Genomic DNA, 25,763 nt, shown 5'->3' on the forward strand with positions numbered 1-25,763 from the left:
CCGTCATCTCTGCCCAAACGACCGCCGGCCAGGGGAATCGGCACGTGCCTCATGCTCTTGCCTGAGCAGCTCTTGCGCTTCCACGAATTCCGGAAGATTTCGCTCCGCCTCGAATTCGGCGAGCACGGGAGCGAGCACTTCGGATAGCGCAGCCGTACGGCCATTTGTCTTGTACAGGCGTGCAAGTTCAACGGCACTGCGCAGCTCGAAAGTCCTGGTCTGCTGGTGTCGCGCGATGTCCAGCGCTCGCTTGAGGGCGTCTTCGGCGCTGGATTCGTCCGAAGGGTCATGACGCCATAAAAGTCTGCCGCGGACACGATGCAGCTCGGCATCGAGCCAATGCTGGCCGGATTGTCCCGTCCCGGCGATCAATTCGTTCAGGATTTCCATCCCGGTCTCGACTTCGCCTACCTCTGCAATCGCCATGGCAACATGCATCCCCCAGAACGGTTCGCAGAGGTAGCAATCGTTCTCGTGCAGCGAGGTCCAGCCGTGACGCATGTCCGCCAGTCCGGCCATTCGGTCGCCGGCACGCCACTTGGCCAGGCCATTCAGGTAGGTGCCCGCGGCAACGTACAGCGGCATCGTGTGGTCGCGCGCGAGACCGAGCGCCAGGATCGTCTCTGTTTGCTGCAACATGCCCCCGCACACCCCGTCGAACACGGCGCGATGAACCAGCGCATTGGCCTGGGACAGCGCCCGTTTCTCTCCCGGAGCACCCACCGCTTCCGCGGCGAGCTTGCGCGCACGAGCGGTGCTACCGAGCGGCCAGAGCACCAGGGCAAGAAATCTCATGATCACGAACGGCAGATCCAGCGCCGAAGCCCTGAAGGTCGCGGGATCCGGTTCGGCACCATGGATCGCCAGCGCCTGCTCGAGGTGCGTTCTCGCATTCAGGTAATCGCCGGCGAACCAGCAGGTGACACCGCCCGTCCAATGGGCGACGACGGCGGCCACTGGCGAATCCGGTCGTCGGTCAGCGGCGCTCCTGATGGCGTCCGCCAGCTCCCGCATCGGAGCGAGTTCGCCGTGCGTCAGGCAGGCATTGAAGAGTCCCGAATGCACCGGAGCAAGTTCAACGGGATCATCGATGTCGGCTGCGAACTGGCGCGCACGCGTCCATGCCGCAACCGTTTCGGGCGCGCTGTGGCCGAGGCTGCCCCGCAAGGCACGGCCATAGGCGATTTGAAGATGCAGCCTGCTCATCATCCGGCGGGGATCGTCAGGCAACTGATCGGCGGCCGCAATGGCCTTGCCGAGATGCGCGATCGCCTCGGAATAGGCCGAGCGTTTCAGCGCCTGCTGGCCCGCCTTGCGCCACCATTCGAGGGCGACGTCGCCCAGCCCCGCCTCGGTGAAGTGGTGCGCCAGAACTTCCGGCTCGGTCCCGGCGACGACTGGAAACTTCTCGCGCAGGACCTCGCCAATGCGTGTGTGAAGCACCTGCCGCTTGCTCTTGAGCAGACTCTCGTAGGCCGCTTCCTGAACGAGGGCGTGCTTGAAACTGTAATTTGCTTCGGGCGGCGTCCCACGACGCAACAATAGTTCGGCCTCTTCGAGTTGTCCCAGCGCAGCGCTCAGCGTCAGATCGTCCCGTCCCGCCACCGCTTTCAGCAGCGCGTAGGAGAAGTCGCGGCCGATGGCGGCGCCGATTTGCGCCACCTCCTTGACCGGAGCGAGCCGGTCGAGCCGCGCCATCAGCGAATCCTGCAGCGTCGCGGGAATGGCGAGCGGCGGGAGCGGACTGTTCAGGCGGTAGCGCCCGGCATCTTCGACGAGCAGCCCGGACTCCAGCACCATCTTGGTCAATTCCTCGACAAATAGCGGGATACCATCGGTCTTGTCGATGATCTGCTTCATCATCTCGCGTGGCAGCTGGCGGCCGACGACCAGCTGCTCGACCAGCGCGCGCGTGTCCTGCCGATCGAGCCGGTCGAGCCGCAACAGGCTGACATTGGCAAGGCCCGACCAGGAGGGCTCGAACTCCGGCCGGGATGTCAAGAGCACGAGTATCGGCAGTCCCCTGATCCGATCGACTGCGAGATCGAACAGTTCGAGGGTCGTGGCATCGGCCCAATGCATATCCTCGCAGATGATCAGCAGAGGCTGGTCTCGCGCCAATCCCTCGAGCTGATCGAGAAGGGCGGCGAATGTCTGTCGCCGCTGCTGCGCCGGGCTCAAGCCGAGGGGCGGGCAATGGTCGCCGGTCGGAATCGAAAGCAGAGCCGCAATGAGCGGTGTTGCTCGGGCGGCCTGCCGGGTTCCCAGCGCCAGCATCGCCTCGAGCTTGTCGAGCTTTTGTTCTGGCGTGTCGTGCGAGCGGATTCCGGCGGCGCGCTCGAGCTGCGCGACAAAGGGATGAAGTGCGCTGTTGGTGTGGTAAGGCGAACACTGATATCGCACGCGACGGTGCGTCCCCAGCGAGGCGCTCTCGGACAGCGTTGCCACAATGCGCGACTTGCCGATGCCCGCTTCGCCGGAAATCAATACGATCTGGCCCTGGCCCTGCCATGCCTCCCGCTGGCGCGAGAGAATGAACTCGATCTCGTCCTTGCGGCCGACAAAGCCGATCGAGCGCGCGGCACGGACCGCCTCGAAGCGACTCTCCGATGCGGTTGCTCCTTCCACCGCCCAGACCGCAATCGGTTCGCCGACCCCCTTGACCTCGCGGCGGCCGAGATTGCGAAAGGTGAAGAGATCGCCAAGCAACCGGCGCGTCGATGAAGCAACGACGACCGCCCCCGGCTCCGCCAGGCTCTGAAGCCGCGCAGCGAGGTTTGGTGTGTCGCCGATGGTTGCGTGCTCCTCCGATGCATCTCCGCTGATGAGATCGCCGACCACCACAAGTCCGGTCGCAATTGCGATCCGCAATTCGACCCGTTCGCCGGCGCCTGTCCTGAGTTGCCGAACCGCAGCGATGGTGTCGAGACCCGCTCGCACGGCCCGCTCCGCATCATCCTCGTGGGCGCGGGGATAGCCGAAATAGACGAGTATTCCATCACCGACGAACCTGGCTATCCTGCCGTCATACGCGGCAATGACGCTCGCGCAGGCGGCGCGATAGGCACGGATCACCTCCCACATGTCCTCGGGATCGAGACGCGCCGAGAGCGCAGTCGAGCCGACCAGATCGCAAAACATCACGGTGAGATGACGCCGCTCTGCGTCGTGAGGAGGAGCCGGCGATGCGATCAACGCGGCCGGGTCGAGGTCGGCAATGGCACGCAGCATCTTGCGGCGATGACCGAGCAGGACTCCGAGCTTGTCGAAGTCCTCGTCCATCAGCTCGGGGAGGACGCCCACGTCGATCCCATTCTGGGCAAAACGATCTGCGTATTGCCCAAGCCCCAGCTTCTCGAGCCACTCCGCAATCTGCATGGCACCACCGATGTTGTGGCTGGCAGTTAGCAGACTCTTGGACCACGGCCGCGCGCGGACAATATCCCAACGCCACCATGATGGCACGTCTTGTTTGCTGTGCGAGAATTTAGGTTATTCGATACCGGCACGATTTCGATCGGGACAGCGCTCGATGCGAACGGCTGCACTACCAAACATCGCTGGCGCGCAGCGTTGCGCGGTAGAGGTTGCGATGAGTCCTCGCTGCTCACTGCAGATCTGAAGCCGAACCAACGCTGCGGCTTCGCTCACGTACGATTCCAAGCGGGCGTTTATTCGCGAGCGCAGTCCTTCATTGGCTCATTCGCGGACGCATCGTGGCTGCGAGCCATCGTGCCCGCAGCAACCTGAAGCGAAGAACCAACCACCCAACAGCCGGCGACAAAGCCTATCAGGCCGTTGGGCAGATTTTGATCAAGGACAAGGATGCTGACGGACAGAGTTGCGGCAATGGCCGCGCCGAACGTTCCGGCCGCACTCATGATCTCAGCCGGCTCGGAGCCGGTCCATTCTTCCGAGATGCTCGATTTCGGCTTCCGTGCGACATTGCCGGACAAATCAATTCCGACGTAACAGCTAATGGCTCCGTAGAGCATTGTCAGGAGCACAATCCAACCGCTTTCAAACAGTCCGCCTTTCTGACGCAACAGAGTCGCACCGACATAGAGGCCGCAAGAGGCCCCAACGGCCGCCAGCCCAATTCTTTCAAGGATATGGGCCGACTTGATCAGACTGGAACGGGCGATCCGAAGACTGCCGACGTGCCTTCTGAGGGAAAATGCGCTGGAAATTGCGCTGGTTATCTTCATTGGGGGGGCTCCTTCTGAGTAATTGGCAGCCTTCTGGCTGACCCCAAATAGAAGCTGCCTGGACGCGTTTCTCGATGCCCTTGATTCCCACTTCTGAAAGATCTGTGCTGAGTGATGGGGCTGGCTTGCTCGTGAACAAGACGAGGAGCCAATCCAAAGCTGCGAGCACGCGGCTGCGCAGGCATTGCATCTCACCCGTATTTGTCGAATGGAGTCCGGGTGCGGCAATTTCTTGCCGGAGTGGTAGTTCAGAAAGAGAGTGATGAACTATGAGATGGTTCACACAGCGCAGTTTCCTGTCGCTCCATCCGGTCACGATTTCAGGAGGACAAGTCCGCATCGCCGCGTAGTCGCAAGCGGCGCGCGGCCCAGCGCGGCTGGGCGCAGATGTGGCCGAGGAATTCGACGACGGTCAGCGCGCCGAGATAGGCGGTAACACCGGTACCGACATCGAGCGGCGGGTTGACCTCGACGAAGTCGAAGCCTGCAATGTCGTGCCGCTCGGCGATCGCCTTCAGGCTGTCGCGCAGCTCGACATAGCTCATCCCGTTCGGCTCGGCCGAGACGCAGCCCGGGACCAGAGACATGTCCATGGCGTCGACGTCGATGCTGACGTAGACACGTGAATTGGCCGGCAGCAGAGCGGCAATTCCCTCCGCGCCGATCCGCCGGAATTCGCCCATCGGGATGACGCGGTTACCGCCTGCGATCACCTCCTCGACCTGCGCGGGCGAATGACGCAGGCTGCGGATGCCGACCTGCGTCAGGCTGAGCGTGTTGTCCATGCCGGCGATATGGCGAAAGGCATGGCTGTTGGTGATGGTCAGATCGTTCTCGAACGGCGCGTAGTCGGTATGCGCGTCGAAATGGATGACGTGCAGCTTCTCGTCGAAGGCGCGAAACACCGGATAGGTGATCGAATGATCGCCGCCGAGCACCACGGGGAGCGCGCCGCGATCGAGAATCCCGCGCACCATGGCGGTGATGTTCTCGAAGGTGCGCGGCGCATTGGCCGGATGGATATCGACATCGCCGACGTCGGCGATCAGGCCCTGCGACATTTCCTCGACCAGATATTCGCGCCGGGTCTCCGGATCGTAGTACCCTTGGCCGCTGCCGTAGAAGCGCAGCGAGTGCTCGCGCAGCGCGCGCGGCGCAAGCCGGCTGCCCGGCATGAACGGCGAGCCCTCATCGAAGGGCACGCCGAGCACGGCAATGGCCGCCTCGAGCATGGACAGATCCTCGCAGATCCGCGCGCGCAGGAAGGATGGGATCCCGACATAGGGCCGGTTGACGCGAGGCATGGCATTACTCCGTGGGTTTGGCTGTTGTCCTGACGATGCGGTGGTCCGTCCGCACCAGATCGAGAAAGCTCTGCAGGCGCGGCTCCTTCGGCGCGGCCATGATGTCGCGCGCCGGCCCCTCCTCCAGGATGCGGCCGCGGTCCATGAAGGCAATGCGGTCGGCGAGGCTCGCCGCAAAGCCGATTTCGTGGGTGACGACCAGCATGGTCATGCCGATATCGGCGAGCGTGCGCAGCACGGCGAGCACCTCGCCGACCAGTTCCGGATCGAGCGCCGAGGTCGGCTCGTCGAACAGCATCAGGGCCGGATCCATGGCCAGCGCACGGGCGATGGCCACCCGCTGCTTCTGACCTCCGGAGAGCGCGTGCGGATGGCGATCCATCCGGTCGGCAAGACCAAGCCGCGTCAGCAGCTCCGCACCGCGCCGCGTCGCTTCGTCCCGCGAGCGGCCGAGCACCACGATCTGCGGCCGCACCACGTTTTCCAGTGCCGTCATATGCGGCCAGAGGTGGAATTGCTGGAAGACGATGCCGACCTGCGGACGCAGCGCGTCGATCTGCCGGCGGCTGTGGCGGCGCACGACACCACCCGGCATCAATTCGCGCCCCAGCGGCTTGCCCGCCACCTCGATGAAGCCGTCGTCGGGCTGCTCGAGCCAGGTCAGGCAGCGCAACAGGGTGCTCTTGCCGCATCCGCTCGGGCCGATCAGTGCGACGATCTGACCCGCATGGACGTCGAGATACACCTGGTCGAGCGCAGTGACGCCGTGAAAGCGCTTGGTCAGGTTGGAGACGCGGAGGACGGGCACAGCGCTCATCAGGTCCTCCTGGCCACCAGCGAGAGATAGCGGTCGGCGATCCGGTTGCGGCTGACGGCCTCGGCCTGCACGGCCCCGACCCTGCGTTCCAGCCGCCTCGAGGCTTCCGCGATGACGACCGCGATCAGCCAGTAGATCGAGGCTACGGCCGCAAACACCTCGAAGGGCGCGAAGGTGTTTCCCTGCACCACGAGGCTCTGATAGGTGAGCTCCGGCACCGTGATGGAGGACAGGACGGCCATCTCCTTCATCATGGTCAGCGTCATGTTGGTGGACGGCGGCACCAGGGTGCGCAGGATCTGCGGCGCCACCACATGCCACATCGCGTTCGCCGGCGACATGCCGATGGCGCGCGCGCTTTCGAACTGGCCGCGCGGCAAGGCGAGGATCGCGGCACGCACGATCTCGGCATAGTAGGCACTGGCGAACAGCGCGAGTGCCACGGTCCCGACCAGGGTCGCCGGCAGCCGGATGCCCCAAAACGGCAAGCCGTAATAGACGACGAAGAGAATGATGATGAAGGGAATGTTGCGCAGGATCTCGACATAGAAACCGGCGACGAACCGCGGCAGCCAGCCCGGCGTCAGCGCGATCAAGGCGACCGCAATTCCCGCGGCATAGCCCAGCAGCAGGGCTGCAACCGACACCTGGAGGGTCAGCCACGCACCCTGCAGGAGCAGCGGCCAATAATCGACCAGTATGGCTGGATCGAAATGCATCGCGCTAGGCTCGCGCCGCGGCGAAGCGTCTCTCCGCCAGCCTGCCGGACAGGCTGATAGCGAGATTGATGACGAGGAACACGAGTGCCGAACCGATCATGGTCTCGAACGGCCGATAGCTGGAGCTGGCGATCTGCTGCGACGTGCGCAGCACGTCGACGACGGTGATGACCGACAGAAGCGCGGTGCCCTTCACGACGATCGTCGCCTCGTTGATCAGCACCGGCACGATGCGCCGGAACAATTGGGGCAGCACGACCCTGAGCCAGATGGCATGCGGCGGCAGTCCGAGCGCCGTCGAGGCTTCGATCTGACCGGCGTCGATGGTGGCGAGGCCGCCGCGCATGCTCTCGCTGACGAACACCATGCTGTTGAAGGCGATGGCCGAAACGCCCGCCACTTCCGGCGAGAGGTCGAGACCGACCGCCGGAAGCACGTAATAGGCGATGAAGATCTGGATCAGGAGCGGCGTGCCGCGCACGAAGCTGATGACGACGGCGATGCACGCGTTGACGGCCGCAATCTTCCGGGAGCGAACGATCGTCAAAGCGGTGCCGAGCACAAGGGCGAGCAGCATGATGATGATCGCCAGCCGGAGGTTCACGGCCGCAGCGCTGATCAGACGGGGCAGGATCGACAACAGATAGTCGAGCTTGAAGCCCATGATACGGGCCTTTCTTGTCGGAAGATGCCTGGTCCCGCCGTTACCCCTTGGTCGTCGCGCCGAGCGGCTACATGGCCCCGGGCGGCAGATAGTCTTTGTCCGGGATGGTCATCTCGAAGCCGAACCATTTCTTCTGAAGCGCCGCGAGGCGGCCGTCGTCGCGCATCTTGAGGATCACACCGGAAATGGCGTCGCGCAGGTCCTTGTCATCTGGCCGCGTCACCCAGGCGAGATAGGGGTGCACGCCGTCCTGAGGAATCGGCGCCATCAGCTCGAAGACATCGGACTTGTCCTTGACCAGGGCCGCAAGGCTCGGCAGCGGCTGGAGCACGGCGTCGACCTCACCATTTGCGAGCGCCACGTAGCTCTCGGGGTAAGCGGTGAAGAGCTTCAGCTCCTTGAAGCCCGTGCCCCCCGCAGCCTTCAGCTTGGCATCGAGCGCGCGCGCAACCGGTTCGGTCGACGAGGCAAGCTGGGTTGCGACCACCTTGCCGTTGAGGTCTTCCACCTTGGCGATCTTGTCGCCCTTGCGCTTCATGGCGTAAGGCAGACCGTCGGCGATCGGCATGGTGTAGGCGTAACGCTTTGCGCGCTCCGCATTGATGCCGACCGTCGTGGCGACAAAATCGAACTTGCCGGCCAGCACACCGGGCAGGATGCCCTGCCAGGGCAGATCGAGCTGGTTCAGCTTCTTGACGCCGAGCTCCTTGACCACTTCGGCCAGGATGTCGGAGCCATAGCCGATGATCTTGCCGTCCTTGACGAACTCGAAGGGGGGAAAGGCAGCTTCAGTGCCGACCGTCAATTCGCCGGTCCGCTTGATCTTGTCCAGTGTCGTCTCGGCGAAGGCAGGCTGGCTCGCGACCAGCGCGAGGCAGGCAGCGCCGGCCAGGATGCCGAATATCGTGCGATTGGTCTTCCGCATGGCTGATCCTTTTGTTGTCTGTGGTCGCAAAGCCTTGCCGCCGCCTCAGGCGGGCGGCGCGTCGAAATAATTCGCCCTCACCGCCGCGCCGATCAGATTCACGATCAGGCGGCCGGCCGTGATGCAGCTGATCATGTTGACGTCGATGGACGGCGTGATCTCCACGACGTCCATGCCGACCACGCGCCCCTTGCGCACCAGGCCGTGAATGAGCTTGCGGACCTGATGGAAGGTGAGGCCGCCCGGCGCCGGGCCCTCGACGGCAGGCATCACGCTGGGATCGAGGCCATCGGCGTCGATCGTGATGTAGTACTGGCCGCCCTCCGGAATCCGCTCGAGCACCGACTCCATGCCCTTGTCGTGCACCTCGAAGGCCGGGATGATGTTGGAGCCATAGGCCGCCGCCGCCTCGACCTCTTCGGGCCGCGCGCTGCCCGATGAGCGAATGCCGATCTGGAAGATCTCGCCGATATGGGGCATCTCGGAGGCCCGCCGGATCGGACTCGAGAGGCCGTCGCGAACGCCGTTCACCTCGTCGCGCCAGTCGATATGGGCATCGACCTGAATCAGCGTGATCGGACCGTGGCCCTTGAAGGCGCGCAGGATCGGGATCGGAATGCCGTGGTCGCCGCCGATCGTGATGGGCATGGCTCCGGCGGCAAGGATCTTGCTTACCGCTTGTTCGGCTCGAACGGAGTGGCTGCGGAGATCGGTCATGTCGGCAGGCACGTTGCCGACATCGACCACTTTCAAGGCACGTCCGCCGTAGATCGGGCCACCGACGTCGAAATCGTAGCGCTCAAGGCTGCGACAGATCCGATCGGTGACCGAACGGACGGCATCGGGTGCCTTCGACTGGTCGTTGGTGATCGCGGCGGCGTCGTAGGCGCTGCCGTAGGGAATGCCGAGGATGGCAATGTGTGCGTCGAGAGCGTCGAGATCGGTGCAGATGGGCGACCAGAGCAGGCTCTGGTGCTTGAGAGAAGGCGGCACCGTCAGGGGCAAAGCCATACGTCCTCCAGATCACAGCAGATTGGTCTTGCCGAACAAATCGGCATCTGGCCGCCGGGCGACCGGTCTGCGCATTGCCCGGATGTTCAGCGACGGTAACGCTGACCGGACGGCGCCCGGAATGACGTTTCCCGAAACCATGCTTGCAGGAACCGCAACATGAAGCACGTCCCGCCGGCGCCCGTTCCGCCGCTCACCGAGAGCGATCTCAGATTGCTGCGCATCTTTCGCGCCGTCGCCGAAGCGGGCGGGCTAACCGCGGCGGAAGCCCAGCTCGGGATGGAGCGATCGACCATCAGCCGGCATCTGCTCGCGCTGGAAACGCGCCTCGGCAGCAGGCTCTGCTTTCGCGGCCCTTCCGGGTTCGAGCTGACCGATTTCGGCCACCGGGCCCTGCTCGCCAGCATTGCGGCCTGCGACGCACTCGAAATGGTGCATCACGAGCTCAACCTGGCCAGGAACATCCTGTCGGGCGAACTGAAGATCGGCATCGCCGACAACTGCCTCTCCAATCCGCAGTGCCGATTGGCGGACACTCTGGCCCGGTTTCGCGCGGCCGCCCCCGATGTCACCTTGAACGTCGCGATCGGCCTGCCGGGCGCGCTGGTCGAGGACGTGCTGGAGCGGCGACTGCATCTTGCGATCAGCGGCCAGCCCGCCATCAACAGCAAGCTCGAATACGTCTCGCTGTTCACCGAGGAGTTCCGGCTCTACACGGCGTCGGCCGCGCCGCTTGCGCTCGACGACTTGCGCGCCGGCGGCGTGGTTCTGGTGACGCGGACAAACGATCGACGCACGCAAAATCTCGCGCGGCGGCTTCACATCAAGCAGCGCGCCGTCGCCTTCGGGCTGGAGGCGGTCGCGACGATGCTGGTCGGCGGCGGCTTCGTCGGCTTCCTGCCGACGCATTATGTCGAGATGCTGAGACCGATCCATCAATTGGCGGAGGTTACAGGCGCCGAGGCGTTTCGCTACACGACCCAGTTCTCGCTGATCTCGGCGATCAATCGCCCCCTGCCGCCGAGCGGCCGGTTGCTTACCAGATTGCTGACCGATCCACAGAGCGCGAGCTGAGGCGTCTCGCTCTGTCGCCTTCTTTCAAGACCATTCACCATCACCCCACACCTGCACCACGTGGCCAGGCGAGACTTCGCGATATTGCCGCACCGGCGGCTGGTAATCCGGTGCGCGCACCGGGCTTCTGATCTCGTCGTTGGAGGCTTCACGCTTCGTGCCGCGGCGCGATGGATCCGGCACCGGCACGGCGGCCATCAGCTTCTTCGTATAGGGATGCTGCGGATTGCCGAACACGGCAGCGCGCGGGCCGATCTCGACGATCTCGCCGAGATACATCACCGCGACGCGGTGGCTCATCCGCTCGACCACCGCGATGTCGTGGGAGATGAAGAGATAGGCGAGGCCCATGCTGGCCTGGAGGTCGAGCATCAGATTGACGACCTGCGCCTTCACCGAGACGTCGAGCGCGGACACCGCCTCGTCGGCGACGATCAGCTTCGGCCCGAGCGCGAGCGCGCGCGCAATGCAGATGCGCTGGCGCTGGCCGCCGGAGAATTCGTGCGGAAAGCGCGCGGCCATATCGGCGGAAAGACCGACGCGCACGAGCAGATCGGCGACCTTGTCGCGGGCCTGTGCAGCCGTGGCGAGGCCGTTGGCGAGCAACGGGGCCGCGATCGCCGTGCCCACCGACATGCGCGGATTGAGGCTTGCGAACGGATCCTGAAACACGATCTGCATGTGCTTGCGGAAGTCGCGCAAGGTTCGGCCGTTCATGGCGAGAACATCCTGGCCGTCGATCAGGACCGTGCCGCTGTCGGGCTCCGTCAGCTTCAGGATCGAGCGGCCCGTCGTCGACTTGCCGCAGCCGGACTCGCCGACCAGCGCCAGCGTCTCGCCGGCACGCAGGGTGAAGGAGACGTTCTCGACCGCGTGGACGCGGCCGGAGACCTTGCCGAACAGGCCCGAGCGGATCGGAAAGCGCGTCGTGAGGTTCGAGACTTCGAGCAGCGGGCGTTCGGCGGTCGAAACCGTCTCGGGCGTCTCGATCGGGTCATCCGATGTGCCCGTCACCTTGTCGACGATGGGAAAACGCATCGGCCGCTGACGTCCGTCCATCGAGCCGAGCCGCGGTACGGCGGCGAGCAGCGCGCGCGTATAGGGATGCGAGGGCGCGGCGAAGATGCGCGCAGTGGCGTCCGTCTCGACCGCCTGCCCGCCATACATCACCACCGTGCGGTCCGCGATCTCGGCGACCACGCCCATATCGTGGGTGATGAAGAGGATCGACATCCCCTCCTCCTGCTGAAGCTCCTTCAAGAGCTCCAGGATCTGGGCCTGGATGGTGACGTCGAGCGCGGTGGTCGGCTCGTCCGCGATCAGAAGCTTCGGCTTGCAGGCCAGCGCCATCGCGATCATCACGCGCTGGCGCATGCCGCCGGAGAAGCGGTGCGGATGCTCGTGGAAGCGCGACTTCGCCGCCGGGATGCGGACACGGTCGAGAAGACGGATGGTCTCGGCCTCTGCCGCCGCGCGCGACAGGCCGCGATGCTGGATCAGCGCTTCCGCGATCTGGAAGCCGATGGTGAGCACCGGATTGAGGCTCGTCATCGGCTCCTGGAAGATCATCGCGACGTCGTTGCCACGGATGTCCTTCATGCCCGCTTCGGGCAGCGACAAGAGATCGCGCCCGGCCAGCGTGACGCGGCCCTCGATGCGGCCGCTGTCCTTCGGGATCAGCCGCATGATCGAAAGCGCGGTGACGCTCTTGCCCGAGCCGGACTCGCCCACGATCGCCACGGTTTCGCGAGGCGCGATGTCGAACGAGACGTTGCGGACGACGGGGACCCATTGCCGCTCGCGCATGAAGGACGTGGTAAGGCCTGAGACCGATAGCACAGGGGACCGCGCTTGTGCGATCACCTGGTCAGCTCTGCTCGCGTCCATGCTCATGCGATTGCCCTAATAGCCGCGCGTACGATCGACCAGCCCCGGCAGGTCTTCACCGCGGCGGTGGCGTGCGATGACGTCCAGCACGTAGTCGACGGCCGTATCGGGCGTGGTCATGCTGGCATTGTGCGGCGTCAGCAGGATGCGCGGATGGCTCCAGAACGGATGGCCCGCCGGGAGCGGCTCGGGTTCGGCGACGTCGAGCACCGCACCCGACAGGGCGCCGCTATCGAGCGCCGCGAGGAAATCGGCCTCAATGAGATGCGGCCCGCGTCCGACATTGACGAGACCAGCACCGCGCGGCAGGCGGGCGAAGAGGTCCGCATTCAGGATGCCGCGGGTCTCGTCGGTCAGGGGCAGCAGGCAAACGAGGATGTCGGTCTGCGCGAGGAAATCCGGCAGGGCCTCGGCACCTGCGTAACAAGTGACGCCTTCGATCTCGCGCGGCGACCGATTCCAGCCGAGAAGCGGAAAGCCGAACGCCTTGAGCCGTTCGAGCACGGCCTGGCCGAGCTGGCCGAGCCCCATCACGCCGACACGTCGGCGCCTGGCCGGCGTGATCCGGATCTCGCGCCAGACCTGCTCCTTCTGCTGGGCGATGAAGTGCAGGAGATCGCGATGCAGGGCGAGCACGCTCATGGTGACGTATTCCACCATGGTCTCGGCGATGCCGGGCTCCAGCATGCGCAGCAGCGGAATGTGCGGCGGGAGCTTTGCCACGTCGAACTGATCGACGCCGGCACCGACCGAGAACACCAGCTCGATGTTCGGGAACGTCGTCGCGATATCGTCCGGCGGCACCCAGGTCACGAGATAGCGCACGTCCGCGGGATTGCCGATGTCGGGCCAGAGCCGGAACGGCATGTCGGGCGCCCGCTCCGCGAAGAAGCGGGCCCATTCCGCCCCGCGTGCCACGTTGGCCTTGTAGAGAACCGTCATGTCACGGGCATCCTCAGAACGGGCTGACCGGCGCCAGCCGGCGGCCGTCGATCATGCGCTTGTGGCTGTAGGCGGCGGGATCGACCAGCGGCGTCGAGCCGGTCACGATATCGGCGGCGAGCTTGCCGGCCGCCGGGCCGATGCCGAAGCCGTGGCCGGAGAAGCCGGTCGCGAGGAAGAAGCCGGGCAGCGCATCGACCGGCGAGATCACGGGAATGGTGTCGGGCGTGCAATCGATCGTGCCGCCCCAGGCTTCCGCGATCTCGATGTCCTTTAGCTCCGGGTTCGACTTGATCAACGAAGCCAGCGCCGCATTGACCAACGACATGTCAGGCGCGGGATCACGCACGCGCTCGGCCTCGAACGGCGACGGCTTGTCGAAGCTCCAGCCCGTGCCGCGCATGAGCTGGTCGAAGAATGACTTGCCGAACGACAGCTTCAATCCGTTCTTGCGATGCTGATAGGTCGGCCAGAACGTGCGCGCGTAGCGAAACAGGTCGGGCGACAGCTCGACCGTCCCGCGGTTGCGCAGCGCCAGCGTGAAGCCGCCGTCGAGGCGGCGGCGGATGCAGTAGAAGTCGGTGCCGAGCGCGCCCGAGGTGATCTCCGGCGCCGGCGTGGTCCGGCACGCGGTCGCATTGACGAGGCCGATCGGCAGCTCGATACCGTGGCGGCGGCAGAACAGCGACGACCATGCGCCGCCGGACAGCAGCACGGACTGGGTGCGAATGGTGCCTTTCTCGGTGACGACGGCGCTAACCCGCCCGCCGGTCGTCTCCAGCCCGCGCGCGGCGCAGCCCTGATGAATGGTGACGCCGTGCTTGCGCGCGGCGGTGGCGAGTGCGGGCACGGCCATCGACGGCTCGGCACGGCCATCGCTCGGCGTGTGCAGGCCGCCGACCCATTTGTCGGCATTATCAGGCATGCGCTCGGCGACCTCCGCCGGCGTCAGCACGGTGGAGTGCACCTGCTGCTCGCGCGCGATCGCGGCCCAGCGCTCCCAGCCGGCGAGCTCGTCCTTGCTCTTGGTGAGGAACAGGACGCCGGTGCGGCGGAAGCCGGCATCGACGCCGGCGTCGTTCTGCATGTCCTCCCACAGCCGCAGCGCCTCGCGCGCAAGCGGAATCTCCTCGCGGGCGCGGCCCTGCTGGCGGCACCAGCCCCAATTGCGGCTCGACTGCTCGCCGCCGACATGACCTTTCTCGACGAGTGCGACGGAATGGCCCTTCTTCGCGAGATGATAGGCCGCGGACACGCCGATCACGCCACCGCCGATGACGACGACATCCACCTGCGCCGGCAGGCGTTCGTCGCTATTTATACGGTTGAGCGGCGGGGACATGGGGTACTCCTGGCATTCAGTTCGGCCGAGCTCTTGCTCGTCATGGGATGTTCATTCGCGGATCCAGCGCATCGCGCAGGCCGTCACCGAGGAAGTTGAAGCTGGTCACCGCGAGCGTGATGGCGACACCCGGCACGATTGCGAGCCAGGGCGCACTGGTGAGATAGATCTGCGCGTTGTTGAGCATGTTGCCCCAGCTCGCGGCCGGCGGCTGGATGCCGAAACCGAGATAGCTGACATAGGATTCGAGCAGGATCGCCTTGGCGACGTTCAGCGTCGCCGCCACCACGATCGGCGCGATCGCATTGGGCACGAGCTCGCGGAACATGATGCGTAGGTTCGACGAGCCGAAGGCGAGCGCCGCCACGGCAAATTCGCGCTCGCGCAGCGACCGGACCTGGGCTTCGACGACACGGGCAACGGCCATCCAGGCGGTGGCCGCGATCAACACGGTGGTGGTGACAAGGCCGGGCTCGGTGAGCGCCGCGAGCGCAAGCAGCAGAAAGATCGTCGGAAAGCACAGCACGGCATCGACGAGCCGCATCAGGACCGCACCGACGGCGCCGCCATAGAAGCCGGCGAAGGCGCCGACGACGATGCCGATCGCCATCGCCATCACCATCGCGACGATGCCGATCGAGAGCGACACCCGTCCGCCCATCATCAACCGCGCCAGCACGTCGCGGCCGAGTTCGTCGGTGCCGAGGATATGCGCACCCGACAGCGGCGGCGCGAACCGCTTCATGATGTCGATATAGGTGTCGTCGAACGGCAGGAGATAGGGACCCAATGCCGAGCCGAGGACCAGGACGAGAATGATCACCGCCCCCGCAAGCGCAAGACGGTGACGGCAAAAGCGCCGCCATGCGGCCTGGCCGGGCGTGCGCTGGACAGTGGAGAGGGCCGCAGTCGCCATCGCCTAGCCCACCCGGATGCGCGGATCGACGACGGCATAGAGGATGTCGGCGAGCAGCGAGCCGATCAGCACCATCGTCGCCGAAAACATCAGGATGCCCATCACCACGGGATAGTCGCGGTAGCCGATGGAATCGAGAAAGAGCCGGCCCATGCCGGGCCAGGTGAATACGGTTTCCGCCACCAGCGCGCCGCCCAGCAAGGTCGGAAACTGCAGGCCGGCCACCGTGATCATCGGCAGCAGCGCGTTGCGCAGGGCGTGCACCGTGAGGATGCGCCATTCCGGCATGCCCTTGGCGCGCGCGGTGCGGATGTAGTCCTGGTTGATGACCTCCAGCATCGAGGAGCGCATGAAGCGCCCCCACATCGCGGTCTCGACCAGCGCCAGCACCATGGCCGGCGCAATCAGGTGGTGCAGCAGGTCGAGAAAGGAGCCGTCGCCGATCGTCTGCCGGTTGCCGGCCGGGAGCCAGCCGAGCTTCACCGAGAACACGTAGATGGTGACGAGGCCGAACCAGAAGGTCGGAATCGACAGCGCGATCATGGCGCCGACGGTGGCGAGCGTATCGAACACCGAATAGCGGCGCAGCGCACCAAGGATGCCGATCCAGCAGCCGAGCAGCACCGCGATCATGGTTGCCGTCGCCATCAGCTCCAGTGTGGCGCCGAGATGCGAGGAGATCACCGACAGCACCGCCTCGCCATCGCGATAGGACTTGCCCCAGTCGCCTTTGAGCATGCGGCCGAACCAGTCGAGGTACTGGATCGGCAGCGGCCGGTCGAGGCCAAGCTGCCTCGTGACGCGGTCGAGATCCTCCTGCGTCATCTGCCCGGAGACGGCAAACTGCGAGAGCGGGCCGCCCGGTGCCAGATGCAGAATGGCAAAGCCGATCGCCGAAACGATCACGAGCAGCATGATCGCTTGTGCCAGGCGATTGGCGACGTAGCGGGCCATCTCAGGCGATCCAGCCGGCCTGAGACATCAGGCCCAGTACCATTCGCGCATGTTCCAGCTGTTGATCGACATGTTGATGTTCGGACGGAAGCCTTGCAGCCCCTCCTTGATGCCCTCGGCGATGAAGCTCTGAAACAGCGGCAGGATCGCGAGGTCGTTGCGGATGAGCTTCTGCAGCTCGCCATAGGTCGCCTTGCGCTGCGCCAGGTCGAACTGCTTGGCGCCTTGGGCCAGCAGCCGGTCGGCCTCCGCGCTCTGATATTGATAGGTGTTGTAGCCGCGGCCGCCCTTGGCGGGAATGGCGCCGGAGCCGAAGCGCGGCGTCACGTCGGGGTCGCTGCCCAGCATGAAGTTCACGCCGACGATCACGGAATTGAACTTCGATTGCTGCCAGAAGTCACCCCAGATCACGGCCGCCGGCATGTTGTTGACGCGCATCGTCGCGCCGATGGCGCGCCAGTCCTGGATCAGGAGCTGCTGGCACTGCTCGCGCACGGCACTGCCCGCCGTCGTCGAGTTGGTGAATTCGAGCTTGACGCCGCCCTTCTCGCGGATGCCGCTGGAGCCGCGAACCCAGCCGGCGGCGTCGAGCAGCGCATTGGCCTTGGCAGGATCGTATTTGTGCTGCGGCAGCCCCTGCTGGAACGACCAGGCCTGCTGCGGCACGAAGCTCTCGGTCTGCGTCGGCAGGCCGTAATAGAGCGCATCAATGATCGCCTGCTTGTTGATGCCGAGATAGAGCGCCTCGCGCACGGCGCGGTCGGTAAAGGGACCGAAGTCGAGGTTGGGCGCGATATGCTCCACCGAGGAGGTCGAGGAGACGAAGATCTTGCGGCCCTTCAGCGTCTTCGCCTCCTGCACGAAGTTCGGCAGGATGCCCGCAAGGCCGGTGTAGTCGACCTGTCCGGTGCGGAACTGCGTGTAGAGCACGGTGAGATCAGGGATGTACTTGAAGACCACGCGTTCGACGTACGGCCCCTTGCCGTGATAGCCGGTGTGGGCATTCAACTGGATATGATCGCCGGGCACGCGCTCGCCCCAGCGGAACGGGCCGGTCCCGACCGGCGCATTGTGGAACGGCGAGGCGTTCGGATCGGACACCTTCTCCAGGATGTGCTTGGGCACGATGAAGGTGAACGACGCCAGGATCGACATATAGGGCGAATAGGGCGCTTCCATCCGCCATTGGATCTCGTCGGGCGCCACGACGGTGATGTCCTTGACGAGGCTATGGCCGACCCGGCTGCGCGCGCGGAAACCGGGATTGTTGATCAGCTCGATGGAGAATTTGACGTCCTCCGCCGTGAACGGCGTGCCGTCGTGCCACTTCACGTCCTTGCGGAGCTTGATCTTCCAGGTCAGGCCGTCGGCCGACAGACCGCCATTCTCGAGGGTCGGGACTTCACGGGCGAGGTCGGGAACGAAATTCCCGTCGGGATCGATGTACCAGAGCGGCGAGAAGACCTGCCACCAGATGCCCTGATCGACCTCGATGCCCGGCATCAAGGGATGGAAGACGGTCGGCTCCTGCGACAGCGCCGCGATCACCTGTCCGCGCGGCTTGTCCGGCGGGCTGGTCGGGCGCTCGGCCTGCGCGAAGGCGCTGCCCGCGAGACTCCATCCCGCCGCGGCGCCGGCGCCGAGCTGGAAGAATTGACGGCGATTCGGAACACCGAGATGCACTGCCCCAACGCCGAACTTGCCGGTGTCGTCTGCCATGACCCACTCTCCTTGTCGCACGCGGCACCGTCTCCCGCGCCCCCGAGACCCCGGCAAGGGACAAGGAGTGGGCTTTAGTGCTTCTAAATTTTTCGATCAAAAGTTCATCATGACTAAATACAGCTGTCAATCACATTGCTAGGATGCGCGACCTTTTCACTGTGACTGAACCTCGGATCGACTCGGGTCCCGGGGTGAGACGATGCATGGGAGAGCGACATGGATGGTCGCGGCGATACGAACGGCACCAAGGACGCCCCGGCAGTCGAGGCCGACGACGCGGTCGACCAGCGCCTCGGCGAGACCGTGCGGCTGCTGCGCCAGCGCGCCGGGCTCTCGATCCAGGACGTCGCCAACAAGACCGGCCTCTCCAACGGCATGATCAGCCAGCTCGAACGCGCGCGCGCCATGCCGTCGATCCGCACCCTGCGCCTACTCAGCATCGCGCTCGACGTGCCGATCTCCTACTTCTTCGAGACCAGCGATCCCGACAACGTGCAGCGCTACATCGTGCGCAAGAACGCGAGGCGCCTGCTGCGCCTCACCGCCAGCGGCGTCGTCAAGGAAGCCCTCACCCCCGACGGCAAGGGCCAGCTCGAGCTCTACGAGCTCACGCTCAATCCCGGCGCCTCCTCGGGCACCGACTTCCTCCAGCACACCGGTGAGAAGGCGGGCTACATCCTGTCGGGCAGCCTGCGGCTGTGGCTCGACAACCAGGCCCATCTGCTCGAGGCCGGGGACAGTTTCCGCTTCCCGAGCACCGTGCCGCACATGTTCGATAACCCGACCCAGCAGGTGGCACGCGCAATCTGGGTGACGACGCTGCGCCAGACCGATTCGCCGCCAGGTTGAACCACGCACCCTGTTCCCGGCGCCCCGGTGCTGTAAATTGACCCTCGACGGAGAGCGGGGCAGTCTGTAGCTCACATGATGCCGGCCCGTCGACAGCTCGACGGGCGATCCGCGGCTGACGTCTTGGTGTGACATGAAACTCAGGGGGCTTCTGACTCTCGCGATGGCCGCGCAGGTCGTCGTGACTGCCGCAGCCCTCCTCGTCTCCCATGCCTTGACCGGAACCGCCGGCGGCTTCGGCACTCCCCAGGTCATTGCCCTGCTCGCAAGCGCCGTCATTGCGGTGCTGATCGCGCGCCTGTGCCTGCGTGCGATCGAGACTTCGCAGCGCGATCAGGCTGCCGCAGCCCTGGCGGATCAAACGAAGGCCATCGCCGAGAGCGTGCAAATGACGCAAGCCGTCATCAAGACCGCGCTCGACGCCTTCGTCCAGACCGACGAGCGCGGCATCGTCCTGGAGTGGAGCTTCCAGGCCGAAGCCCTGACCGGATGGACACGCGAGGAGGCCATTGGCGCCGATGTCGTCGACCTCCTCGTCGCCGAGCCGCTCCGGGCCGGCTTCAGGCAGCGCATGATGCGGCTGTTGCCGGAACTGTCGCATGCGCCGATCGGCATCCGCTTCGAGGCGAGCCTGTTGCACAGAAATGGCGGCGAGATCCTGATCGAGGCGTCAAGCACGGCACTGCGTCTCGGGGAACGCCAAATCATCAACACCTTCGTCAAGGACGTCACGCAGAAGCGGGCCGCCGAGGAGCAGCTGATCCAGGCGCAGAAGATGGAGGCGGTCGGGCAGCTCACCGGCGGCATCGCGCACGAATTCAACAACATGCTCACCGTGATCACCGGCACGATCGAGATCCTCGCCGACGCCGTGAAAGACAATCCGCCGCTTGCGACCATCACCAAACTGATCAGCGAGGCCGCCGATCGCGGCGCCGCGCTGACGTCGAGCCTGCTGTCCTTTGCCCGCAAGCAGGCGCTCCAGCCGGCCGAGATCGACATCAACGAGCTGCTCGAGGAACTGGCCAAGCTGCTGCTGGCGACCTTCGACAAGAAGATCGAGATCGTGACGAAGCTGGACGCCAATGCCTGGCTGGCTTTCGCCGATCGCGGTCAATTGAGCTCGGCGCTGCTCAACCTCGCCATCAACGCCCGCGACGCGATGCTGGGCGGCGGCAGGCTCACGCTGACGACGCGCAACGTGGTGTTCGGCGTCCGCGAGGCCGTCGCGGTCGGCGCCGGCTATGCCGGCGACTATGTCGAGATCGAGATCGCCGACAGCGGCACGGGCATTCCGCGGGCCATTCTCGAACGCATCTTCGATCCGTTCTTCTCGACCAAGGAGGTCGGCAAGGGCACCGGGCTCGGGCTCAGCATGGTGTTCGGCTTCGTCAAGCAGTCCGGCGGCGGCATCAAGGTCGCCTCCACCGAAGGCCGCGGCACGACATTCACGATCTATCTACCGAAGGCCGAGACCAGCACGCTTCGCCCGGCCGGCTATGACGAGCGCAAGGTCGTGGGAGGACACGAAACCATCCTGTGCGTCGAGGACGACCGCGACGTCCGCCAATACGTCACGGTGCAGCTCGAGAGCCTCGGCTACAAGGTCATCCCCGCCGCGAACGCCACCGAAGCGCTCGCCATCGCCGCGGAGGGCAAGGCGTTCGACCTGCTGTTCACCGACATCGTGATGGCGGGCGGCATCAACGGGCGCGAGCTCGCCGAGCAGATGGTGGCCGCGCGGCCGTCGCTGAGAGTGCTGTTCACCTCGGGCTACGCCTATGACTCGCCCACGCAGGCCCGCGCCACGATGGGCGCGCCGCTGCTGACGAAGCCGTACCGCAAGGCCGAGCTCGCCCGCATGCTGCGCCGCTCTCTCGACACCGCCGTCGATTCCGCGGGCGATGCAATCCCGACGCCGTACTCAGTGCAGGCGGACGTCGAGGGCTTCTTGCGCAGGCAGGCGGCTGAAGACGGCGGCACGACGCGGTCGCGGAAATAGCTCCGCCTAACTCATTCTCCGCCGCAGCGTCGCCGACGGGGTCTCGCCGAATTTTTCGCGGTAGGCGCCGGCCATGCGGCCGAGATGGGTGAAGCCGAGATCGAAGGCGATCTCGGTGACGGAGGCATCGGGCGCGGCCTGCCCGAGACGGGCATGCAGGCCGGCGAGGCGCATGTCGAGCAGCATCTGTGAGATCGAGACGCCGAAGTGACGGCGGAAGCCGAGCTGGAGCGCGCGGATGCCGATGCCGGAGGCGCGGGCAAGCTGCACGAGGTCGAGCGGCTCGCCGGCATTGTCCGCAAGATGATCGCGCGCGGCGCGGAGCGCGCGCGGCAGGCGCTCGGCCTGGCCCGAAAACGTCCGGATCGCATCCGACAGGCCATGCCGTTGGCCATTGAGGAGGTGATCGAGCAGCGCCTCGCGCCAATCGGCCATTGCGACCGGGGACAGCCTGCCGGACGGCCCGAGGCGCTCGGCAATCAACATCAGCTCGGCAAGGCTGGTTTGCAGGCGGCGTCCGGACGGTGTGTCCAGGTCGATCGCAGCATCGAACTCGACTGCGCCAGCCGCCCTGCCCGACAGCGCCGCGGCACGCTGCTCGACCAGACGGCGGTCAAGCAAGAGGATCGCCTGCGCGCAGTCGCTCCACACCATCCGGGTCGGGATGGTGGGCGACAGCAGCGATGCCGTCCGGCCCGGACAGGCATCGAGCTCGCCGGCGCCGGCACGTATGCGGGCCGAGCCCGTGAGCGGGATCTGCACCAGGAAGAAGCGCTCGAGGCAGCCGGGATCGATGCTGACCGATCCGCCATAGGCGACGTAGTTGATGGAAAAGCCATCGAAGGCCGCGCAATTGTGCCGGGCCGAGAAGCCGGCCGCGCGCGGGCGTGTCGGTGTGAGATCGTGCGGGCAGAAGATGCGCCCGATCTGCTCGGCCGCTTCGTCGACGTCATCAGTGGTGACGCGGGCGAAATCCGCAAGCCGTTCGGCTGCAGACACAGTTGCGCTCATTTCCAGCACGGCTGCGGACATCGTCGACCACGCTTCGCGTCGCGGAATTGCTTTAAGCCTATAATAGTTCCCCGAACGCGAAAAGGGCCGCAAGGCGCAAAATCGTCGTGCTGCATGGCAACAGCCGCATCCGGATTCGTTTAGCGGATAGACAGGCGGCCCATGGCTGGCCGAAGCTCCCTCCCCGCCGGAATCCATGAGGAGCAAGCCATGACTGCACTCGAAAAGGGCATTACCGCCAACGGCACGGGCTATGGCGGCAAGAGCTGGAACATCCTGGGCCAGGTCTATTTCCCCAAGGCCGTCACCGATTCCACCTTCGCATTCGAGACCAACAGCGATCCCGGCCAGTTCGTGCCGGTGCACATCCATCCGACCCAGGACGAGTTCATCCTGGTGCAGGAGGGCACGCTTGACCTCAAGCTCGACGGCCAGTGGGTCAAGGCCCATGCCGGCGACCTCGTGCGCATGCCGCGCGGCATCCCGCACGGATACTTCAACAAGTCCGACAAGCCGTGCCGCGCGCTGTTCTGGGTCTCGCCGATGCAGAAGCTGGAGGCGCTGTTCAACCAGCTGCACAATCTCACCGACCCCGCCGAGGTGGTGCGCATCTCGGCGCTGCACGAGGTCGACTTCCTGCCGCCCGAGGCCAACGACTAGGCGTCGCACCCTCGCCCACTTTCATCTGCGTGCAGGCCCTGCCGGCCGCGCCTTGCGGCCGAACGCGGCCGCTTGCGCGCGAAACACATCGAGCAATCCCATGGTCAACCCAAAACATGTCTGCGTGATCGGCGCCGGCGTCTCCGGCCTTGCCGCCGCAAAAGCGTTCGCCACCCGCGGCCACCACGTCACCATCGTCGAGCGCAGCGGCGATCTCGGCGGTGTCTGGGAGCCGGCGCGCTCCTATCCTGACGTGCAGACCCAGAGCCCGAAGGATCTCTACCGCTACACCGATCGCGCCATGCCGGACGCCTATCCGGAATGGCCGACCGGGCCGCAGGTCCACGCCTATCTCGCCGACTATGCCAAAAGTTTTGGCCTCGACCGCATGCTGCGCCTCGACACCGAAGTCGCGGGCATGGCGCGGCGCGCCGACGGCAGACCGGGCTGGACGCTCACCCTGACGAGCAATGGCGGAACGACGAACGAAGATTTCGATTTCGTCGCTGTCTGCACCGGGCAATTCAACGAGCCGCGCGAGCTGCATTGTCCGGGCGAGGACGGCTTCCTGGCGCAGGGCGGCCAGATCCTGCACTCGTCGAAATACGGCGATCCGGCGCTGGCAAAGGGTCGCCGCGTCGTCGTGCTCGGCGGCTCGAAATCGGCGACCGACATCGCCGTGAACGCGGTGAAGTCAGGCGCGCGCGAGGTCACGATCGTGATGCGCGAGCCGGTCTGGCGCATCCCCTATTTCATCGGCGGCCTCGTGAACTTCAAACGCATCCTCTACATCCGCGCGCAGGAGGAGATGTTTCCGGGCTGGGGCGCGAGCGCAATGGCAAGGCTTGCGCATCGCATCGCCGCGCCGCTGGTCTGGGCCAACTGGCGCGGGTTGGAGAGCCTGTTGAAGGCACAGCTCAAGCTCAAGCAGTGCAAGATGGTGCCGACCGAGCGGATCGAGGACGGCGTCAACTGCTCGGTGCCGATCGCAACGCCCGGCTTCTATCCGATGGTCGCCGACGGCCGCATCAAGGCGGTGTTCGGCAGCTTCGACCACTATGAAGGCGACACCATCGTGATGAGCGGCGGCGAGCGCGTCGGCGCGGACGTCGCCGTGCTCGCGATCGGCTACAAGCTCGGCGTGCCATTCCTGCCCGCGGCATACCAGCAGAAGCTGGTCGATGCCGACGGGCAGTACCGGCTCTATCGCCTGATCGCCAATCCCAATCTGCCGGAGCTCGGCTTCGTCGGCTTCAACTCCTCATTCTGCACCGTGCTCTGCGCCGACCTCGCGGCCAACTGGCTGGTGCGCTACGCCGACGGCCAGCTCGCGAACCAGCCGACGGCGCAGGCGATGCGCGACAACATCGAGATGATGCTGCACTTCAAGCGTGTCGAGCGGCCGGCGGCGGGCGTCTATGGCGGCCTCTGTGTTGCGCCCTATCACTACCGCCATTTCGACGAGCTGATGGCCGATATCGGCGCGAAGCACCAGAAGCGCGGCGGAGTAGGAGGCCGCTTCCTGCCACCGGACGCGGATGCCTATGCCAAGTTCCTGGCGACGGCGCCGGACTACCGGGCGGCGTGAGAGGAGAATTGCAGCTGCTGACGTCTGATGTTTACGATCTCCCTGGCCATCGAATCGACGGGAACCAGCCATGGGATCGAGACGACTTGCCGCCGCGGCCTTTGCAGCTGTCGCCTTCTTCGTCGCGACGCCCGCCGTTGCACAGGGCGGCGCGCCGACGCCAAAGCAATCCGAGGCGCTCGCCACCTACGAGCGCGCGCTCGGCGATTTCAAGTCGATCCTCGCCGAGCGGCGGCGCCAGATCGAGGCGAAGGAACCACTACCGAACCTGCCGGGTCAGGCGCTCTATCTCGCGCGCGTCGCCGTGATCAGCAGCTACAAGGATCTCACCGACGCCATGCCGTCGCGGATCGGCCGGCCCAACAAGTTCGAGATCCCTCCGGCCTATTTCGACGCCGATATCGAGCCGCTGGTCGACGAATACGGAAAGCTGTTCGACATCATGGAGGCGCCGCCGGCCAATGCGCAGAACTCGGCGACGCCGTTTAGGGATGTCGTCGATCTCGCGGTTGCGATTGCGCGCGCCAAGGGGCTTGCGCCCGATCACGCGCAAGCTGCCGGGCGCATCAGCCTCGGGCTGTTCTTTGCGGAGACCAACGGCAAGCAGAATGTCCGCAATGGGCGCTCGAACACCTATATGGGCAGCTTCCAGACCGGCCCCTCCGAGGACCGCAACGGCCGCAGGAAATGGGAAGCCATCAAGGGCGAGATCGCGGCGCTCGATCCCGAACTGAACGCGCGTGACGACAAGGAAGAGGCCCGCGCCCGCGGCACCGACCATCGTTTCAATCATTGGACCAACGTGCGCGACGGCCTGATGAACGCGCACGCGGACATCTTCCGCGAGATCCCGGGAATCGTGAAGACCCTGCCCGACCCGATCGACCAGATGAAGCTGTTCGAGCTGATCCAGATCGTGCCGACCCCGACAAGGTCCGCGCTGAAATCCGGCGACCTCCTGAATTACCGGGTATCCAGCTCCACGGTCATGAAGCACCTGCGCAACAACAGCATTTTCGCGTTCGGACAGGCCGACCGCGCGAGGACCTCGGCCAGCTTCCGCGAGATCCTCGCGGCGATGTGGCTGTTCAACCGGAAGTTCGAGCGGGCCATGGCGAAGTACGCGGAGCTCAAGCCGCGCTGAGGGAAGCGGCTTGCAACTGCTACC

Annotated in this window: 21 protein-coding genes; 6 read left to right on the forward strand and 15 right to left on the reverse strand. The window is 65.4% G+C overall.

What is annotated here, in order from left to right:
• Positions 1-3 precede the first annotated feature (3 nt).
• From XH79_RS41125 to XH79_RS41160, 8 genes are all read right to left on the reverse strand, one after another.
• Entirely contained in the window at positions 4-3,378 is a 3,375-nt protein-coding gene (locus XH79_RS41125) for an adenylate/guanylate cyclase domain-containing protein (RefSeq protein WP_271585415.1), read from the reverse strand.
• 293 nt (positions 3,379-3,671) lie between these two features.
• Positions 3,672-4,208, reverse strand: a complete 537-nt coding sequence (locus XH79_RS41130) for a hypothetical protein (protein ID WP_271585416.1) — start codon at positions 4,206-4,208, stop codon at positions 3,672-3,674.
• 320 nt (positions 4,209-4,528) lie between these two features.
• Positions 4,529-5,512: an arginase family protein gene (locus XH79_RS41135; RefSeq protein WP_271585417.1), complete on the reverse strand. Its 984-nt coding sequence runs from the start codon at positions 5,510-5,512 to the stop codon at positions 4,529-4,531.
• Positions 5,513-5,516: 4 nt separating this feature from the next.
• Positions 5,517-6,329, reverse strand: a complete 813-nt coding sequence (locus XH79_RS41140; protein WP_212339764.1) for an amino acid ABC transporter ATP-binding protein — start codon at positions 6,327-6,329, stop codon at positions 5,517-5,519.
• On the reverse strand, positions 6,329-7,048 hold the full coding sequence (locus XH79_RS41145; protein ID WP_271585418.1) for an amino acid ABC transporter permease: 720 nt from the start codon (positions 7,046-7,048) through the stop codon (positions 6,329-6,331). The genes XH79_RS41140 and XH79_RS41145 overlap by 1 nt, the downstream gene beginning before the upstream one ends.
• Positions 7,049-7,052: 4 nt before the next feature.
• On the reverse strand, positions 7,053-7,712 hold the full coding sequence (locus XH79_RS41150) for an amino acid ABC transporter permease (RefSeq protein ID WP_212339766.1): 660 nt from the start codon (positions 7,710-7,712) through the stop codon (positions 7,053-7,055).
• A gap of 67 nt (positions 7,713-7,779) precedes the next feature.
• On the reverse strand, positions 7,780-8,637 hold the full coding sequence (locus XH79_RS41155; RefSeq protein WP_212339767.1) for a transporter substrate-binding domain-containing protein: 858 nt from the start codon (positions 8,635-8,637) through the stop codon (positions 7,780-7,782).
• A 45-nt stretch (positions 8,638-8,682) separates the two neighbouring features.
• Positions 8,683-9,648, reverse strand: coding sequence for an agmatinase (locus XH79_RS41160; RefSeq protein ID WP_212339768.1), 966 nt, complete (start codon positions 9,646-9,648; stop codon positions 8,683-8,685).
• A gap of 159 nt (positions 9,649-9,807) precedes the next feature.
• On the opposite strand from XH79_RS41160, the gene XH79_RS41165 reads away from it, so the two are divergent.
• On the forward strand, positions 9,808-10,722 hold the full coding sequence (locus XH79_RS41165) for a LysR family transcriptional regulator (protein ID WP_271585419.1): 915 nt from the start codon (positions 9,808-9,810) through the stop codon (positions 10,720-10,722).
• Between the two features lie 24 nt (positions 10,723-10,746).
• Here XH79_RS41165 and XH79_RS41170 read toward each other — a convergent pair whose 3' ends face one another.
• The 6 genes from XH79_RS41170 to XH79_RS41195 are packed head-to-tail and all read right to left on the reverse strand — an operon-like array spanning position 10,747 to position 18,482.
• Complete coding sequence (locus XH79_RS41170; RefSeq protein ID WP_271585420.1) at positions 10,747-12,615, reverse strand: ABC transporter ATP-binding protein; 1,869 nt, start codon at positions 12,613-12,615, stop codon at positions 10,747-10,749.
• Positions 12,616-12,624: 9 nt separating this feature from the next.
• Positions 12,625-13,551 (reverse strand): 2-hydroxyacid dehydrogenase, encoded by a 927-nt coding sequence (locus XH79_RS41175; protein ID WP_271585421.1) that lies wholly within the window; start codon positions 13,549-13,551, stop codon positions 12,625-12,627.
• Positions 13,552-13,564: 13 nt separating this feature from the next.
• A complete protein-coding gene (locus XH79_RS41180) occupies positions 13,565-14,893 on the reverse strand; it encodes an NAD(P)/FAD-dependent oxidoreductase (RefSeq protein ID WP_212339772.1) in 1,329 nt (442 codons plus the stop codon).
• Between the two features lie 40 nt (positions 14,894-14,933).
• Complete coding sequence (locus XH79_RS41185; RefSeq protein WP_271585422.1) at positions 14,934-15,809, reverse strand: ABC transporter permease; 876 nt, start codon at positions 15,807-15,809, stop codon at positions 14,934-14,936.
• Between the two features lie 3 nt (positions 15,810-15,812).
• Positions 15,813-16,763, reverse strand: a complete 951-nt coding sequence (locus tag XH79_RS41190) for an ABC transporter permease (protein ID WP_271585423.1) — start codon at positions 16,761-16,763, stop codon at positions 15,813-15,815.
• A gap of 27 nt (positions 16,764-16,790) precedes the next feature.
• Positions 16,791-18,482, reverse strand: a complete 1,692-nt coding sequence (locus XH79_RS41195; protein WP_271585424.1) for a peptide ABC transporter substrate-binding protein — start codon at positions 18,480-18,482, stop codon at positions 16,791-16,793.
• Between the two features lie 219 nt (positions 18,483-18,701).
• On the opposite strand from XH79_RS41195, the gene XH79_RS41200 reads away from it, so the two are divergent.
• Together XH79_RS41200 and XH79_RS41205 are read left to right on the forward strand one after the other, a co-directional pair.
• Positions 18,702-19,334 (forward strand): cupin domain-containing protein, encoded by a 633-nt coding sequence (locus XH79_RS41200; RefSeq protein ID WP_212339776.1) that lies wholly within the window; start codon positions 18,702-18,704, stop codon positions 19,332-19,334.
• Between the two features lie 133 nt (positions 19,335-19,467).
• A complete protein-coding gene (locus tag XH79_RS41205) occupies positions 19,468-21,336 on the forward strand; it encodes an ATP-binding protein (protein ID WP_271585425.1) in 1,869 nt (622 codons plus the stop codon).
• A gap of 6 nt (positions 21,337-21,342) precedes the next feature.
• Here XH79_RS41205 and XH79_RS41210 read toward each other — a convergent pair whose 3' ends face one another.
• On the reverse strand, positions 21,343-22,368 hold the full coding sequence (locus tag XH79_RS41210) for an AraC family transcriptional regulator (protein WP_271585426.1): 1,026 nt from the start codon (positions 22,366-22,368) through the stop codon (positions 21,343-21,345).
• A 189-nt stretch (positions 22,369-22,557) separates the two neighbouring features.
• Between XH79_RS41210 and XH79_RS41215 the strand changes: the two genes are divergently transcribed.
• The 3 genes from XH79_RS41215 (at position 22,558) to XH79_RS41225 (ending at position 25,739) form a co-directional block, all read left to right on the forward strand.
• Positions 22,558-23,007, forward strand: coding sequence for a cupin domain-containing protein (locus tag XH79_RS41215; protein WP_024339447.1), 450 nt, complete (start codon positions 22,558-22,560; stop codon positions 23,005-23,007).
• A gap of 100 nt (positions 23,008-23,107) precedes the next feature.
• A complete protein-coding gene (locus tag XH79_RS41220; protein WP_271585427.1) occupies positions 23,108-24,595 on the forward strand; it encodes a flavin-containing monooxygenase in 1,488 nt (495 codons plus the stop codon).
• A 70-nt stretch (positions 24,596-24,665) separates the two neighbouring features.
• Positions 24,666-25,739, forward strand: coding sequence for a hypothetical protein (locus tag XH79_RS41225; RefSeq protein WP_271585428.1), 1,074 nt, complete (start codon positions 24,666-24,668; stop codon positions 25,737-25,739).
• Positions 25,740-25,763: the final 24 nt, after the last annotated feature.

This window comes from Bradyrhizobium sp. CCBAU 45389 (assembly GCF_028128625.1).
Classification (GTDB): Bacteria; Pseudomonadota; Alphaproteobacteria; order Rhizobiales; family Xanthobacteraceae; genus Bradyrhizobium; species Bradyrhizobium liaoningense_B.

Excerpts from the sequence above, each read along its gene's own strand:
- XH79_RS41165 (WP_271585419.1), top strand. The coding sequence starts at position 9,808 with ATGAAGCACGTCCCGCCGGCGCCCGTTCCGCCGCTCACCGAGAGCGAT.
- XH79_RS41170 (WP_271585420.1), bottom strand. The coding sequence starts at position 12,615 with ATGAGCATGGACGCGAGCAGAGCTGACCAGGTGATCGCACAAGCGCGG.
- XH79_RS41215 (WP_024339447.1), top strand. The coding sequence starts at position 22,558 with ATGACTGCACTCGAAAAGGGCATTACCGCCAACGGCACGGGCTATGGC.
- XH79_RS41210 (WP_271585426.1), bottom strand. The coding sequence starts at position 22,368 with ATGTCCGCAGCCGTGCTGGAAATGAGCGCAACTGTGTCTGCAGCCGAA.
- XH79_RS41155 (WP_212339767.1), bottom strand. The coding sequence starts at position 8,637 with ATGCGGAAGACCAATCGCACGATATTCGGCATCCTGGCCGGCGCTGCC.
- XH79_RS41205 (WP_271585425.1), top strand. The coding sequence starts at position 19,468 with ATGAAACTCAGGGGGCTTCTGACTCTCGCGATGGCCGCGCAGGTCGTC.
- XH79_RS41195 (WP_271585424.1), bottom strand. The coding sequence starts at position 18,482 with ATGGCAGACGACACCGGCAAGTTCGGCGTTGGGGCAGTGCATCTCGGT.
- XH79_RS41160 (WP_212339768.1), bottom strand. The coding sequence starts at position 9,648 with ATGGCTTTGCCCCTGACGGTGCCGCCTTCTCTCAAGCACCAGAGCCTG.
- XH79_RS41125 (WP_271585415.1), bottom strand. The coding sequence starts at position 3,378 with ATGCAGATTGCGGAGTGGCTCGAGAAGCTGGGGCTTGGGCAATACGCA.
- XH79_RS41185 (WP_271585422.1), bottom strand. The coding sequence starts at position 15,809 with ATGGCGACTGCGGCCCTCTCCACTGTCCAGCGCACGCCCGGCCAGGCC.
- XH79_RS41150 (WP_212339766.1), bottom strand. The coding sequence starts at position 7,712 with ATGGGCTTCAAGCTCGACTATCTGTTGTCGATCCTGCCCCGTCTGATC.
- XH79_RS41145 (WP_271585418.1), bottom strand. The coding sequence starts at position 7,048 with ATGCATTTCGATCCAGCCATACTGGTCGATTATTGGCCGCTGCTCCTG.
- XH79_RS41200 (WP_212339776.1), top strand. The coding sequence starts at position 18,702 with ATGGATGGTCGCGGCGATACGAACGGCACCAAGGACGCCCCGGCAGTC.
- XH79_RS41225 (WP_271585428.1), top strand. The coding sequence starts at position 24,666 with ATGGGATCGAGACGACTTGCCGCCGCGGCCTTTGCAGCTGTCGCCTTC.
- XH79_RS41130 (WP_271585416.1), bottom strand. The coding sequence starts at position 4,208 with ATGAAGATAACCAGCGCAATTTCCAGCGCATTTTCCCTCAGAAGGCAC.
- XH79_RS41140 (WP_212339764.1), bottom strand. The coding sequence starts at position 6,329 with ATGAGCGCTGTGCCCGTCCTCCGCGTCTCCAACCTGACCAAGCGCTTT.
- XH79_RS41135 (WP_271585417.1), bottom strand. The coding sequence starts at position 5,512 with ATGCCTCGCGTCAACCGGCCCTATGTCGGGATCCCATCCTTCCTGCGC.
- XH79_RS41175 (WP_271585421.1), bottom strand. The coding sequence starts at position 13,551 with ATGACGGTTCTCTACAAGGCCAACGTGGCACGCGGGGCGGAATGGGCC.
- XH79_RS41220 (WP_271585427.1), top strand. The coding sequence starts at position 23,108 with ATGGTCAACCCAAAACATGTCTGCGTGATCGGCGCCGGCGTCTCCGGC.
- XH79_RS41180 (WP_212339772.1), bottom strand. The coding sequence starts at position 14,893 with ATGTCCCCGCCGCTCAACCGTATAAATAGCGACGAACGCCTGCCGGCG.
- XH79_RS41190 (WP_271585423.1), bottom strand. The coding sequence starts at position 16,763 with ATGGCCCGCTACGTCGCCAATCGCCTGGCACAAGCGATCATGCTGCTC.